At 71.6% G+C, this 13,746-nt stretch carries 14 protein-coding genes; 5 read left to right on the forward strand and 9 right to left on the reverse strand.

Features of this window, described 5'->3' with window-relative positions; genetic code table 11:
* Positions 1 to 103 precede the first annotated feature (103 nt).
* The 3 genes from ACN269_RS22050 to ACN269_RS22060 form a co-directional block, all read right to left on the reverse strand.
* Entirely contained in the window at positions 104 to 829 is a 726-nt protein-coding gene (locus ACN269_RS22050; protein WP_421476489.1) for an FKBP-type peptidyl-prolyl cis-trans isomerase, read from the reverse strand.
* Positions 830 to 930: 101 nt separating this feature from the next.
* The gene (locus tag ACN269_RS22055; protein ID WP_421474193.1) at positions 931 to 1,569 is read right to left on the reverse strand and encodes a DUF4241 domain-containing protein; all 639 of its coding nucleotides are present in this window, start codon (positions 1,567 to 1,569) and stop codon (positions 931 to 933) included.
* A gap of 71 nt (positions 1,570 to 1,640) precedes the next feature.
* On the reverse strand, positions 1,641 to 2,663 hold the full coding sequence (locus tag ACN269_RS22060; protein ID WP_421474194.1) for a Ku protein: 1,023 nt from the start codon (positions 2,661 to 2,663) through the stop codon (positions 1,641 to 1,643).
* Between the two features lie 85 nt (positions 2,664 to 2,748).
* On the opposite strand from ACN269_RS22060, the gene ligD (ACN269_RS22065) reads away from it, so the two are divergent.
* Positions 2,749 to 3,690, forward strand: a complete 942-nt coding sequence (ligD, locus tag ACN269_RS22065) for a non-homologous end-joining DNA ligase (protein WP_421474195.1) — start codon at positions 2,749 to 2,751, stop codon at positions 3,688 to 3,690.
* Positions 3,680 to 4,591 (forward strand): non-homologous end-joining DNA ligase, encoded by a 912-nt coding sequence (gene ligD / locus ACN269_RS22070; RefSeq protein WP_421474196.1) that lies wholly within the window; start codon positions 3,680 to 3,682, stop codon positions 4,589 to 4,591. The genes ligD (ACN269_RS22065) and ligD (ACN269_RS22070) overlap by 11 nt, the downstream gene beginning before the upstream one ends.
* Here the strand turns inward: ligD (ACN269_RS22070) and ACN269_RS22075 are convergent.
* From ACN269_RS22075 to ACN269_RS22085, 3 genes are all read right to left on the reverse strand, one after another.
* Complete coding sequence (locus ACN269_RS22075) at positions 4,588 to 5,235, reverse strand: TMEM175 family protein (protein WP_421474197.1); 648 nt, start codon at positions 5,233 to 5,235, stop codon at positions 4,588 to 4,590. The genes ligD (ACN269_RS22070) and ACN269_RS22075 overlap by 4 nt on opposite strands.
* A 162-nt stretch (positions 5,236 to 5,397) precedes the next feature.
* Entirely contained in the window at positions 5,398 to 7,698 is a 2,301-nt protein-coding gene (locus ACN269_RS22080; protein WP_421474198.1) for an esterase-like activity of phytase family protein, read from the reverse strand.
* 150 nt (positions 7,699 to 7,848) lie between these two features.
* A complete protein-coding gene (locus ACN269_RS22085) occupies positions 7,849 to 8,757 on the reverse strand; it encodes an NAD(P)-dependent oxidoreductase (RefSeq protein WP_421474199.1) in 909 nt (302 codons plus the stop codon).
* Positions 8,758 to 8,815: 58 nt separating this feature from the next.
* On the opposite strand from ACN269_RS22085, the gene ACN269_RS22090 reads away from it, so the two are divergent.
* Complete coding sequence (locus tag ACN269_RS22090) at positions 8,816 to 9,184, forward strand: MerR family transcriptional regulator (protein WP_421474200.1); 369 nt, start codon at positions 8,816 to 8,818, stop codon at positions 9,182 to 9,184.
* Between the two features lie 47 nt (positions 9,185 to 9,231).
* Here the strand turns inward: ACN269_RS22090 and ACN269_RS22095 are convergent, their stop codons facing one another.
* Complete coding sequence (locus tag ACN269_RS22095) at positions 9,232 to 10,263, reverse strand: hypothetical protein (protein ID WP_421474201.1); 1,032 nt, start codon at positions 10,261 to 10,263, stop codon at positions 9,232 to 9,234.
* A gap of 146 nt (positions 10,264 to 10,409) precedes the next feature.
* Here ACN269_RS22095 and ACN269_RS22100 point away from each other — a divergent pair, with 146 nt between their 5' ends.
* The gene (locus tag ACN269_RS22100) at positions 10,410 to 11,165 is read left to right on the forward strand and encodes a TIGR03089 family protein (RefSeq protein ID WP_421474202.1); all 756 of its coding nucleotides are present in this window, start codon (positions 10,410 to 10,412) and stop codon (positions 11,163 to 11,165) included.
* Here ACN269_RS22100 and ACN269_RS22105 read toward each other — a convergent pair.
* Positions 11,162 to 11,824 (reverse strand): tetratricopeptide repeat protein, encoded by a 663-nt coding sequence (locus ACN269_RS22105; RefSeq protein WP_421474203.1) that lies wholly within the window; start codon positions 11,822 to 11,824, stop codon positions 11,162 to 11,164. The genes ACN269_RS22100 and ACN269_RS22105 overlap by 4 nt on opposite strands.
* 218 nt (positions 11,825 to 12,042) lie before the next feature.
* On the opposite strand from ACN269_RS22105, the gene ACN269_RS22110 reads away from it, so the two are divergent.
* Positions 12,043 to 12,987 carry a zinc metalloprotease gene (locus ACN269_RS22110; protein WP_421474204.1) on the forward strand — a complete coding sequence of 315 codons (945 nt, stop codon included), beginning with the start codon at positions 12,043 to 12,045 and terminating at the stop codon, positions 12,985 to 12,987.
* 84 nt (positions 12,988 to 13,071) lie between these two features.
* Here ACN269_RS22110 and ACN269_RS22115 read toward each other — a convergent pair whose 3' ends face one another.
* A complete protein-coding gene (locus tag ACN269_RS22115; RefSeq protein WP_421474205.1) occupies positions 13,072 to 13,332 on the reverse strand; it encodes a hypothetical protein in 261 nt (86 codons plus the stop codon).
* Positions 13,333 to 13,746 lie beyond the last annotated feature (414 nt).

Raw genomic sequence — 13,746 nt, forward strand, 5'->3', positions numbered from 1 at the left:
CGCCCGGGGTGACGCCGAACCTACTGCCGGAGGGTGACGGTCAGGAAGCCCCATGTGAACAAGTCCATCGCGCCGGGGTGACAACCGGGGCGATCCGGGCGGATCACTGGGCGGCGAGCACGTCCACCACGAAGCGCAGCGGACCGGTCGGACGGCCGCCGGCCTTGGCCTCGTCGTTGCCGTACGCCAGCTCGCCCGGGATGTCGAGCTGCACCCGGCTGCCCACGGTCACACCGATCAGGCCCTGGTCCCACCCCGGGATGACCTGACCCACGCCGATCGGGAAGGTGGCCGGCTGGCCGGCGTTCCAGGACGAGTCGAACTCCTTGCCGTCCTTGTAGAAGACGCCCACGTAGTTGGTGGTGATGTTCTGCCCCTTCTTGACCGCCGGGCCGGTGCCCTTGATCATCGGGGTGACCGTGAGCTTCTTCAGCTCGCCCGTGCCGGCCTTCACCGTCGGCTTGCTGCCCAACGCCGGGTCGGCGCCCTCGGGAAGCTGCGGCGCGGGCGGCGCGGTGGGGGCGTCCTGAGCCGGGGCGTCCGCCGGGGCGGACGCGGACGGGTTGGCGCCGGAGGCGTTGCTGGGCTTGTCGTCCCGGTTGCTGTCGATCCAGACGAAACCGCCGATCAGCAGCGCCATCACGGCGACACCGGCGAGTCCGCCGGCCCAGGCCTGGCGGCGGCGCTTCGCCTCGGCCGCCTTCTGCGCCGCCAACTGGGCGGCCAGCCGCCGCCCCGCCTTCGTCGCCGGGCTCTGGCCCTCCGACCGGTTCTCCTGCGTGCGCTCGCTCACGTCGTCGACTCCCTGCTGCGAAGGTGTGGCCGGCACCCGGTGCCGGGGGGAAAGCCGACGCACACGGTACCCGCCCAGCGGCCCGCTGTGCCCGCCCCGGACGCCTCGAATCGTCCAGAAACGCCGTCCGCAGGACGTTACTCCGGGACCACCATGAAGTCGGTCACGAACGAGGTGACCTGCCCGTCGGCGGTCCGCCCGATCCAGGTGCCGTAGCAGCCGTCCCCCCAGCCGGTGGCGACCGTGACGATGTTCGCGCCGGTGACCTCGTCCAAGACGGCCGTGATCAGCCCCGGAACCGGCGACGAGGGCAGCTCGGCGGGGATGAAGACGTCCTCGATCCGCTCCTCGTCCCAGCTCTCCAGGGCGGCGAGCGCGGTCGGGTCGGCGAGCGTGCCGGCGCCGGCATCCACGCCGTACCCGAAGTAGTCGTCGTCGCCGAGGTCGGCGACGTCCTGGTCGCCCACCACGGCCGGCTCCCACCGGGTGGTCGGCTCGGCGCTGATCACCAGCTCCAGCGCGGCCACCCGCCGGTCCACCTCGGCGTCCTCCCGCAGCACCACGGCCACCCAGGCGCGGGCGGGGTACCGCCCCGGCGCGACGGTCACCGTGTACGGCTCGGCCTCCGACACGACCAGCGGATCGCACCCGACGACCCGGCCGGTCGGCAGTACGACGTCGCCCAGCGGGTGGGCCTCGACGACGTACGCGCCGTGTTCGTCGGTGAAACGCGCCCCGGGCGTCAACAACCGGTCCAGGTCAGGGGTGTACGACATGAGGGCTCCTCCGGTGGCCGACGGCCGGCGGAGCGTACCCGCTCTGGCGGACACCGTCGGTGCCGCGTACCTCAGGCGCTCTTGCGGGGTGCGGTCTTGCGCGCGGCGGTCTTCTTGGCCGGCTCGGCCTTCTTCGCGGCGGTCTTCTTGGCGGCGGTCTTCTTCGCCGGCTCGGCCGCCTTCTTCTCGGCGGTCTTCTTCGTCGCGGTCTTCTTCGCGGGCGCCTTGGCGGCCTTCTTCTCCGCCGCCTTCTGCGCCGAGCGGGCCGACGAGATGGGCGTCGGCTCGCCGCCACCACCTCGGGACGGCTGTTCGCCGCGCGCGGCCCGAGCCCGGTCCACCGACGCCTTCAGCGCGGCCATCAGGTCCACCGCCGCGGCCGGCGCCTCCTCGACCTCCTCCGGCTGGACGACCTCCCGACCCTCCACCTTGGCGTCGATGACCTCCTGCAACGCGGCCCGGTAGTCGTCCGTGAAGACGTCCGGCTCGAACTCGCCGGTCATCGAGTCGATGAGGGAGCTGGCCATCGCCAGCTCCGGCGGCCGCACCTTCAGGTCCTCGTCGAGGAAGCCGAAGTCGGGGGTACGGATCTCGTCCGGCCAGAGCATGGTGTTGAGCAGCAGCACACCCTCGCGGACCCGCAGGGTCGCCAACTGCTCCCGCTGGCGCAGCGCGACCTTGACGATGGCCACCCGCTCCGAGTCGAGCAGCGCGTCCCGCAGCAGCACGTACGGCTTGGTGGCGGTGCCCTCCGGCTCCAGGTAGTAGGCCTTGTTGTAGAGGATCGGGTCGACCTGCTCGGCGGGGACGAACTCCAGCACGTCGATCGCCCGGGAACTGGTCAGCGGCAGGTCGGCGAAGTCCTCGTCGGTGAGGATCACCATCTCGCCGCCGCCGATGTCGTAGCCCTTGGCGATGTCGTCGTAGGTGACCTCCTCGCCACAGACCGAGCAGGTGCGCTTGTAGCGGATGCGGCCGCCGTCCTCGCGGTGCACCTGGTGGAACCGGATGTCCTTCTCCTCGGTCGCGGAGTAGAGCTTCACCCCGATCGAGACGAGCCCGAACGACACGGCTCCCTTCCAGATGGCACGCATCCTGCGCTCCCTTCCCCGGTATCGACCATGCTCGCATCCGCAGGAACTCCACGCGAGGTGTTCGGCCTGCTACTACAGTCGGGTCGTGCCCGGCGCGCCGCTCAAGCCGATGCTCGCGATGACCGGGCCGCTCCCGGCGGGTGACGGCTGGGCGTACGAGTTCAAGTGGGACGGGGTCCGGGCGCTCGCCGACATCTCCGGCGACGCGCAACACCTGTATGCCCGCTCCGGCGTGGAGATCACCGCCGCGTACCCCGAACTGGCCACCCTGTCCGAGCAGATCGACGACGCGCTGCTCGACGGCGAGGTGGTGCTGCTGGGCGAGGGCGGGCAGCCGTCGTTCACCGCCCTCGCTGAGCGGATGCACGTGCGGGACCGCACCAAGGCCGCCCGACTGGCGGCGGTCATGCCGGTGACGTACATGATCTTCGACCTGCTGCGCCTGCACGGCGACGACCTGACCGGCTGGTCGTACGAGCGCCGCCGGGAGGCCCTGGACTCGCTCGCGCTCGGCGGCGCGCGGTGGGCCGTGCCGCCGGTCTTCGCCGACGGGCCGGCGACGTACGAGGCCGCCGGGGAGCACGGCCTGGAGGGCGTGATGGCCAAGCGGGTCGGTGCCGTCTACCGCCCCGGGGTGCGCTCCCCGGACTGGGTGAAGGTCAAGCTGGAGGTGACCGGCGACTTCGTGATCGGGGGCTGGCGGCCGGGCGCGCGCCGCATCGGCGGGCTGCTGGTCGGGGTGCCCGGCCCGGACGGCCGCCTGATCTACCGGGGCCGGGTCGGCGGCGGGATCGGCGCGGCCATCGAACGGCAGCTCCTCGCCGAGCTGGAGCCGCTGCGCTCCGGCACGTCACCGTTCGCGGCGGGCGTGCCGCGCGAGGATGCCCGGGGCGCCATCTGGGTAGCACCCCGGGTGGTGGTGGAGGTGAAGTACGGCCAGCGCACCCCCGATGGTCGGCTGCGCTTCCCCCGGGTGCTGCGGTTGCGCCCGGACAAACCGCCGGAGGAGGTCGACGATGCCGGCTGAGAAGCTGCGGGTGGACGTAGAGGGCCGCGCGCTGGAGCTGTCCAACCTGGACAAGATTCTCTATCCGGCCGTCGGCTTCACCAAGGGCGAGGTGATCGACTACTACACCCGGATCTCGCCGGTGCTGCTGCCGCACCTGGCCGACCGGCCGGTGACCCGGATCCGCTTCCCAAACGGAGTCGACGACAAGTCCTTCTTCGAGAAGAACAAACCGGCCGCGACCCCGGACTGGGTACGCGTCGAGACGTTGCCCGCCCCCGGCTCGACCAAGGGCCGGGAGACCATCGACTACGTGGTGGCCGACGACCTGCCCACCCTGGTCTGGCTGGCGAACCTCGCCGCGCTGGAACTGCACACGCCGCAGTGGAAGGTCGACGAGCACCCGGACATGATGGTGGTCGACCTGGACCCGGGGCCGCCCGCCGGGCTCGCCGAGTGCTGCCCGGTGGCGGTGCTGATGCGCGACCGGCTCGCCGACGACGGCATCGACTCGTACCCGAAGACGTCCGGCAAGAAGGGCATGCAGCTCTGCTGCCCGATCTCCGGCACCCAGTCGTCCGATCTTGTTTCTGGATACGCCCGGCGAATCGCCCAGGAGTTGGAGCAGGCGCACCCGAAGCTGATCGTCTCGAAGATGGCGAAGAATCTGCGCCCGGGCAAGGTCTTCATCGACTGGAGCCAGAACAACGCGGCGAAGACCACCGTCGCGCCGTACTCGCTGCGCGCCCAGCGGACGCCGTCGGTATCGACGCCGCTGACCTGGGACGAGGTCGAGGCCGGCGCTCGCGGCCGGAAGCCGGCCGTGCGCCAGTTCACCGCCGCCGAGGTCCTGGACCGGGTCGAGGAGTACGGCGACCTGCTCGCACCGCTGCTCGACGACGGCCCCGAGTTGCCGTCCTAGGCCCGCCACCAACGGCGGTAGCCGCGCACGACGAGGAGCACCACGACGGGAAGCAGCCAGGTGTACTCGGCGGCGGTCGTACTGGCGAACGCCACCGGGATCGAGACCGCGAAGGCGAGCACCGGCACCGCGATGGCCCGCGCGGCCCCCCGTACCGTCTCCGGCGGGGCGTCCGACCGGAGCAGCCCAGCGCGGTGGAGCTGCCAGAGCAGCAGCAGCAGGCTGACGCCGACGCCGACGACCACTGCGGCGTACACGACGACGCCGACCTGTTCGGCGCCCTCCTGACGGTGCAGTCGGGTGGCGAGTGGCAGGACCACGATGGTGAACAGGAAGATCAGGTTCAGCCAGGCGATCCACGGGCCCATCCGGGCCACCCGCTGGAAGAGCCGGTGGTGTACCGACCAGAAGGCGCCGATCACCACGAAGCTGAGCAGGAACGACAGGTACTCCCCGGTGACAAGCTCGCCGAGGGAGCGCCAGCGGGCCGCGTCGTCGTCGCCTTCGGGAAGTGGCAGCTCGATCGCGAGCAACGTCATCGCGATGGCGATGACCGCGTCCGAGAAGAAGACCAGGCGGTCCAGCCCTCGGTCGGTGCCATCGGTCTCGTTCGCAGGGGCACTGTCGCGAGTCGCTGCCGTCACGGCGATCAGTCTGCCACCTGCTTGGCCGGCGGCAGCGCCGCGCCAGACCGCAGAGCCTTCGCCATGCTGCTCAGCGGTGATCGACGGCGGGCCCAGAGGGCGATGGAGAAGTTGGACCGCGCTGCCCGACGCCCACTCCGGTGGGCGCCGGGCAGCCGACGGTCAGTGGCGGCCGAAGACCTTCCGGCTCACGCCCAGCCGAAGGAGCACCGTCTCGCCGGTGGCGTCCTTGACCCCGTCGTTGTCGGTGATCGCGTACACCTCGCCGCTGCCGGCCACGGTGAGACCCTCCAGCTTCTCCTGGGTCCAGCCGTTGGAGGCGCGGAGCGCGGGCAGCACGTCGACGGCGAGCGTCTTCGGGAGCACGGTCAGCGGGCCGGTCGCTGCGCCGGCCGGCATCGGCACCGTGTAGATCCGCTTCACCGTGGCGGCCGGGCCGTTCAACTTGTCCCGCTCGATGACCGCCAACCGGTCGCCGACCACGGTGATTTCGGACAGGCCCAGCCAGTCACCCGGCACGGAAGTGCGCTCCAACTGGTAACCGAACCAGCTCCATGTGCCCGCGCTGACGTCGTACCGGCCGAGACGCACGATGCCGGCCGGGTCGGTGCTCAGCTCCCGCTGCACGGCCACCCAGACGATCTCCCGGCCCTGCCGGTCGGTCGTCGCCGTGACGCCCTCCAGGCCCTGCTTGCCCAGGCCGGCAGCGACCTCGGCGGGCAGTGCGACACTCTGCCGGGTCACCCCGGCCGCGTCGAGCCGGACCAGTCTGTTCTCCGTGCCCGTGGCGCCCTCGACGGCGAGCCAGAAGCCGCCCTGCGGCCGCGCGAAGATTCCCTCCGCGTCGTATCCGACCGGAGCGCCGGCCGCGTCCGTCACCGGCAGCGCGCCGGTGATCACGGCCGGGGACCGTTTCGCGTCGATGGTGAGGATCCGGGTCCGGCTGTACGCGGCGTCGGTGACGCTGTAGAGCTGGTCCCGCTTCCCGGGAACGGCACTCAGCGCGCCGAGCGCGCCCCACCCGATCGGGGTGCCCGAGGCGTCCGAGGCGGAGACGATGCTCGGGAACGCCGGGGTGCCCTTGCCGAGTTGGAAGAGCGACACCGAGGCGCGGACGTTGACCGAAGCGTCGTCGACCTCGCTGGAGACCGCGAGCAGCCCGCGCGACGGGATCGGCAGCAGCCCTTCCGGGCCGTTGGTGGTCGGCAGGATCTGCCGGAACACCGGCCGGGTGGGGTCGCCCAGGTCGTACACGGCGACGAAATTGCTGCGCTCCGAGCCGACGAACGCGTACCGCACGCCGTCGTACTCGGCGATGGCCACGCCCTCCGGCTCGGTGCCCTTCTTGGCGGCCCGGTCCTCGTTGTGCAGCCCGTACGTGACGGCGAGGCGCTCGAAGGTGTTACCGGCGTCCCAGGCGACCCGCCCGGTACGGCTGTCGAAGATCGACCAACCTCGGGTGCCCCCGCGCCAGTCACCCTCGTTGGCCGTGGCGAGGTAACGGTCGTCGACCCAGGCCACCGCGTCCGGCTCGCGCGGCACGTCGGTGATGCTGCCGGTCAGGTCGATGACACCGTCCTTCTTGGTGTCGATCCCGCTGATCGTGGCGGTGCCCGCGCTGAACACCTTGGTGATCCGGCCGGTGGGGAGGTCGATCAGGGCGACGCCGTTGTTCTCCTGGAGCGTCACGGCCACCTCGTTGCGGCTGTTGATCGAGACGTACTCCGGCTCCGGGTCGGTCGGCGCGGCGAGGCCCGCCTTGACCAGGGCCGGTAGCGCGCTGCCGTCGGCGCCGGTCAGAGCGACCGGACGCAGCCGCCACCCGGCCGGGGACTTCCCGGTCAGGTCGACGATCTGCACGAAGCCGGCGGGTGCCTGGGGAAGGTCGCCCTCCTCGCCGCCGGGCGGGGTGGCCTCCTCGTCGCGCTCGTTCTCGATGGCGATCGCGGCGTACCGCTTGTCCTTGCTGATCGCGATCGAGTCGGGCTGGCCACCGAGGTCGAAGCTCGCCACCCGCTGGCGGCTCGCCAGGTCGATCACGTCGAGTCGGCCGGACGGCTCGGTGTAGCTGCTGCTGGTGTTCACGACCACCAGCACGTATTTGCCGACCACGGCGACCGAGGTGGGCTCGTCCTCGGCGTCGCCGAGTTGCGCGAGGGCGAGCGTGCCGAGGCCCTGCGGCCGGTCGGCGCGGGAGATGTCCAGGAAGCCGATGCGCCGGGCCAGCGCGTCGGTGTAGATCAGGGTGCGGCCGTCCTCGCTGACCGCCGAGATCTCGGCGACCGTCGCGGTCGCCGGGCCCTCACCGGCCGGACGGTTCTGGAACACCGGGTACGTGGCGACCCGGTCGAAGGCGAGCGACGGGTGGTGATGTCCGCCGGCCGACGCAGGCGTGACGCCGGTCAGGGTGACGGCGGCGACACCGGCCGCGGTCAGCGCGGTGAGTGCTCTGCTGAGTGTCAAGAACTTCCTCCGTGTAGGTCGTACCCGCTCGGAGGCTGGCACCCGCCAGGAAGCGTCAGCTTGCGCCGACGTGAACAGCGGGCAAATCGCCGCGCTGCCGTGAGACGCCGCGACGATGTTCAGCCGCCAGAGTGCGCCGGCCGATCGTGCTCAGCGTGCCGCCTCCGCCGCGTCGGCTGGTACGAGCGACTGGGCCAGTCGGGCGTAGCTGTCGCCTCCGTGGCCCGCCGCGACCGCCCGTTCGATGATCGACTGCACGGCCTGGAGCGGCGCGGGGTCGACACCGCGCGCGGTCGCGGCGTCGCGGACGTGGGCGACCGCCGAGCCCGCCGACGCGATGGTGGAGATGTCGGCGGCGAAGGTCCCGGACGTGAGTTGGTCGGCGAACCGGTCGGCCAGGTCCGGCAACAGGCCACCGATTCCGCTGGCGAAGCGGGCGAACGCGGTCGGGGCGATGCCCTCGGTGATGGCCAGGGCGAAGGCGTGCGCGAGGCCGCCGACGGACATGGTGAACAGGTCGAGCAACGCCATCTCGTACGCCGCCGCCGTGCCGACGTCCGCCCCGAGGTAGGCGCGCGATCCACCGAAGCTCTCCAGCCAGGGAAGACTCTCGTCGAAGAGGGCCCGTGGTCCGCTGTAGAGGATTGTCGCGGCCGCTGTCCCGATGGTCGGCGCGGGCGTCAGGATGGCGCCGTCGAGGTAGTTGACGCCCCGCTGCGCCGCCCAGCTCGCCATCTCCCGTGCCTCGGCGGCGTGCCCGCTGCTGAGGTTGACGAACGGTCCGCTCGGCGGGCGTTCGAGTCCCGACAGGACGGCGCGGACCGCCTCGTAGTTGATGACGCACGCGATGACGACCGATGCCCGTTGTGCCGCGTCGGCCACCGTCGGAGCGAGTACCGCCCCCTGGGCCACCAGCGCGGCCGCCTTGCCGGGTGAACGGTTCCAGAGCACGGTGGGGTGGCCGGCGGTGAGGGACGCGGCGGCCAGCGCCCGCCCCATCGGGCCGAGCCCCAGGACGGCGACGGTGCCGGATTGATTGTTCAGGTTTCGGTGTGTCACAGCCGCGACGCTAAACCTTCACGTTGACGTGAAGGTCAAGCCCTGATCTGCTGGCGGGATGCGGATCGGCGAACTGGCGCGGGCGGCCGGCACCACTCCACGCGCCCTGCGCTACTACGAGGAGCAGGGCCTGTTGCGGCCGGCCCGGCTCGCCAGCGGCTACCGTCACTACGACCCGCAGGCCGTGGGGACGGTGCGGCACATTCAACTGTTGTTGTCCGCCGGCCTGAACACCGCGGCCATCGCCGAGATCCTTCCCTGCATCCCCGACGACGTGACCGTGCTGGCCCCCACCTGCCCCGAACTGCTCGACGCGCTGGCGGTCGAGCGCGCCCGGATCACGGCGTCCATGGATCGGCTCGCTGCCGCCCGCGCTGTGCTGGATCGGCTCATCCAGGCCGGCCCGGCGGACCGCGACCAGTCCTGAGCATCGTCCGCCGCTGTACCTCCGGCCCGCCGCAATCTTTCCGCGCGTCAGCCCGAGGCGGGATGAACGGCCGGCGATGGGCGGCGCAGCCGCCACCACGCGCCGCCGACCAGGGCCAGGGTCACGACGCTCACCGCGACGTCGCCGGCCAGGGCCGCCGCCGGGCTCGCCGGGGAGTACGGCGGCACCAGGTACGCGAACGCGGCGGCGCTGACCACGTTCGCCGAGGCGGCGGCGAGCACGTGCCGCTGCCCCCAGCGTTCGCTCGCCGACCAGTACACGACGAGTGCTCCCAGCGCGGCGGTGAGCGCCAGCGCGACGGCCACCCCCGGCCAGCCGGGCGTCGGGTCGGTGAAGAGGTGGGCGACGACGATCAGCAGGCCGACCCAGAGCGGGTGCGGCACTCGCCAGACCCGGCGCGGGCGGGTACGACGCCAGCGGGGCAGCAGGGCCACCGCAACCAGGGCGAGGACGAGAACCGTGGCGAAGCTCAGTTGCAGCGGGCTGGCCAGGAAGTTCTTGCGGCCCTCGGGCGAGGTGAAGACCAGCAGGCTGCCGAGCAGGTAGAGCACCCCGACCACGGCCAGCCCGGGTCGCCCGAGCCACGGCCGATGCCGCCGCCTCGGACCGAGGAACGACTCGACGAACACGATCGGCGCGCAGATCGTCAGCAGGATGTGGTTGCCCACGTAGTCGTACGCCTGCCGGAGGCTGAACCCGAGCCCCGGCACGAGTGACGCCTCGGCGGTGGCGCGGGTGTCGGCGTACTGCGTGTCGTCAAGGTAGCCGGGGTTGAACAGCGACTGGTCCACCAGACCGGCCTGGAGGACGCCGAACGCGGCGGCGAGCAGCACGATCGTCGGCCATCCCGCGCCGAGGCGTCGGGCGGTCTCCCGGATCAGGATCGCCGCCCCGCCGTACATCGGACCCAGGCCGATGATCACCGGGAGGAAGTCGTCGATGGCGAAGCCACCCCACGAGCACTCGGCCGCCCAGGGCGCGAGCAGCAGCAACGCCACCACCGGCACGAGCCGTCGGCGCAGCGGGAGACGGTCGGTGGGGTCGGGCTCTGTCGGCACGGACGCTCCTCGGTGGCTCGGTCGGGGGTCACCCGTCACCGTGCGGAAGCCATCCGGCCAGCCGCTACGGCCATCGGCCGACGGGGACGGCGACCAAAGTCGTTGCGTAGGGTGGTGCGGACGTCGTCACCACCGGGAGCACGCGGATGCAGCCACACGCCACGGCCGACCTGACGGTTCCGCCCACCGCCGCCGAGAGTCCGCTGCTCAGTTACCGCGACGAGGCGACCGGTGAGCGTGTCGACCTGACCGCCCAGCAGGTCGGGGCGTGGTCCGCGCGCAGCGCGAGCCTGCTGCGGGACGGCTGCGGGCTCGGCCCCGGCAGCCGCGTAGCGGTGTTACTGCCGCCGCACTGGCGTACCGCAGCGGTGTTGTTGGGGGCGTGGGCGTGCGGCCTGGCGGTGTCGTTCCGGCCGCGCGCCACGGCGGGCCTGCCGGTGCTGGAGCCCGGCGGCGACCGGCCGTTCGACGCGGTCTTCGTGACCCCCGAGCGGCAGGATGACTGGTTGGAGGACGTGCCGGACGCGCCGCACCGCTACCTGGTCGGCACCGGACCGGGCCGGCTCGCCGACGTGCCGCTGGGCTGGTTGGACTGGTCCGCCGAGGTGCTTCGCCACCCGGACGTGACGCCCGACCACACCGCCATCCACCCAAACGATCCGGCCAGCGCGGACGGCACCACCTACGGGCAGTGGGGCGCGCTCGCCCGGGAGGTCGCCGGGATGCTCGACCTGCGGGCCGGCGACCGGCTGCTGGTCGACGCGGCCGAGTACGAGCAGCCGCTGAAGTGGTTGCTCGCGCCGCTGTCAGCGGGCGCGTCGGTGGTCATCAGCGCCAACCTCGACCCGGCCCGCCGGGACGCCGTCGTCGCCGCCGAGCAGGTCACCCGAATTCTGACCTAGACCTGCGTTCTCGCCTCTTCGATCTGCCGCACGATGGCATGGGCGCCGTGCGCCTGCGCGATGGCGTACGCCTCGTCGAGGGTCGCGACCGCGTCCGCGTAGCGGTCCTGGGCGGCGGTGACGTAGGCCAGCCCGACCATGTTGGCGGCCACGCCCGGCAGCGCTCCGATCTCTCGGCGCAGCCGTGACGACTCCTCCAGCCGCTCGCGCGCCTCATCCAGCCGACCAGCCAGGTGCGCGGCGATGCCCAGGTGACGCAGAGCCTCCGCCTCGGTCGACCGGTCGCCGACCTGCGCCGCCAGGTGGCGGGACCTCTCGAAGTGCGGAACCGCGGTCTCGTTGTCGCGCCGGATGATCTGGTGCAGGCAGCCGATCCAGAACAGCGCCTCGGCCTGGCCGCGCGTGTCGGCGAGGGCCTGGTACAGCTCGCTCGCGCGCTCGAACAACGGCAGTTCGGCCGGGTCTTCGACGGGTGACGTGTCGCCCCGGGCGCGTTCGTCGAGGTACCGGGCGTGCAGGATCCGCCCGCGGGCCAGTGCGGCGTCGGCCTCCACCGCGTCCAGGTCCCGTTCGGCGTCGGCCAGTACGCGGCCATCGCCGCTGTACACGGCCTGTTCGTAGAGTTTCCGGGCCCGTTCGATGCGATCCTCGGCATTCATCAGCCGCCCCCGTCCTGGCATCGCCACTGCGTGCCGGATCAGCAGCCTAGTGGTCCACAAGCGCGCGGAGCGACCCCAATCAGCGCCGCCCGAACCGGTTCCGTTACATCGCCATCTGCCCTGCTCAGAGGGGCTTTTGTGGACGTCGTCGGCGTGTTCTCATACCGAAGCGACGGCATCGTCGACATCGCACCGCTCCCTCACCGAAAGGTGCACCGATGCAGAGCAGATCCCCCTTCCGGCTGGCGGTCCTCACCGCCACCGCCGCCACGTTCCTGGCGTCCGGCGGCGCGTCCGGGGCGCTGGCCACCGCCGCCCCGGTGACCGCCTCCCCGGGCGTCGCGGCCTGCGCCGGCGAGCAGAGCGCCGCCCGGGTCACCGCGGGAGCGACCGCCCAGGAGCCGGCGCTGTACTCCAAGAACGAGGCCAACGCCTACGGCGTGATCAAGGACGCCCCGCGCCTGCCCAACGGCAGCGTCACCGTGCCGACGGTCTTCCACATGGTTTCCGACCACCAGTTCACCGCCGCCGAGACGGCCCGCTGGAAGACCCTCATCGCGGCACAGATGACGGTCCTCAACGACTCGTACGCCGGCCGCACGTCGGCGGACGCCTCCGACACGCCGTTTCGGTTCTCGCTGGTCGACACCACGTGGACGGTGAACAGCGCCTGGTACACGGTCGAGCCGGGCAAGAACGAGCGCGACATGAAGAAGGCGCTCTACACCGGCGACTCGCGCACCCTGAACGTGTACGCGGCCAACATCGGCGGTGGGCTGCTCGGCTGGGCGTACTTCCCGAAGGGCTACAACAACGGCCGCGACTACATCGACGGCGTGGTGATGCTCGACGATTCGATGCCGGGCGGCACGGCCGGCAAGTACGCCCTCGGTGACACGCTGACGCACGAGGTCGGGCACTGGCTGATGCTGGAGCACACCTTCGCGCACGGCTGCTCCGCCTCCGGCGACTTCGTGGCGGACACCCCGCGCGAGGCGGCACCGCAGTTCGACTGCCCGGTCGGCGCGGACACCTGCACCGCCCCCGGGTTGGACCCGATCCACAACTTCATGGACTACACGCAGGACTCCTGCATGGACATGTTCACCCCCGGCCAGGCCGACCGGATGAGCGACGCCTGGGTGGCGTTCCGCGCCGGCTGATTTTCTGGGCTGCCGTGCAGCTTGAGTGCGTTGATCAAGAGGTTTGCGTCACCGGAAGGCTGATCGGTGACGCAAACCTCTTGGTCATCTCCGGAAGAGGGCCCGCCGGGAGCAGGGCGCGGTGTGGTCGGTCGGTAGCGCGCATCGGCCGCCGCCGGGTAGTCGCTGATCGCAGAAAACCCAATGGCGTACGCACTGCTGGTCCTCGGCCGACACGGTCACCCCGCCCGGCTCGACGCGGACGCTGAGCCGGGCCAGCACGCGGGCGGCGGTCCGGGCGAGAATCCGAGCGCGGAACAGGTCAGGCGCGGTCACCGGCAGGTGGATCACCCAACGCTCGGTCATCGGTCGTGACTTGCTGCCGTCGGTGGTCGCTGCTTGCGTCGGCCCAGCGGCCGGCGGATCGGGTCGCGCATGGGGGGACTGCCCTTCGTCGGGTCGCGTCGAAGTGGAGGGGGCGGCCTCCGCCGGTTGCGGGCGGCGGAGACCGCCCCACCCTGCGACCGCAGCCTCTATCGGCGGTACGGCAGCAGGGCCGCGCCGGGGGAGCGCGGAGGGTGGGGTCTCGGCGGCGATGCGAGACCGGTACGAAAGGCGCCAACCGACCGCAGCAGCACCGCATCACCGACAGTGACGCTACCGATGCAGCATCACCTACGTCAAGTAAGGCTTCATCTTCTTTTACTGAACCATCATCACCTTCAGCTATATCACCACCATCACCTCTTTCAGTACATGCATTGCCTACATCGAGGGGGT

The sequence above is a fragment of the Micromonospora sp. WMMD736 genome (genome assembly GCF_049179015.1).
Classification (GTDB): Bacteria; Actinomycetota; Actinomycetes; order Mycobacteriales; family Micromonosporaceae; genus Micromonospora.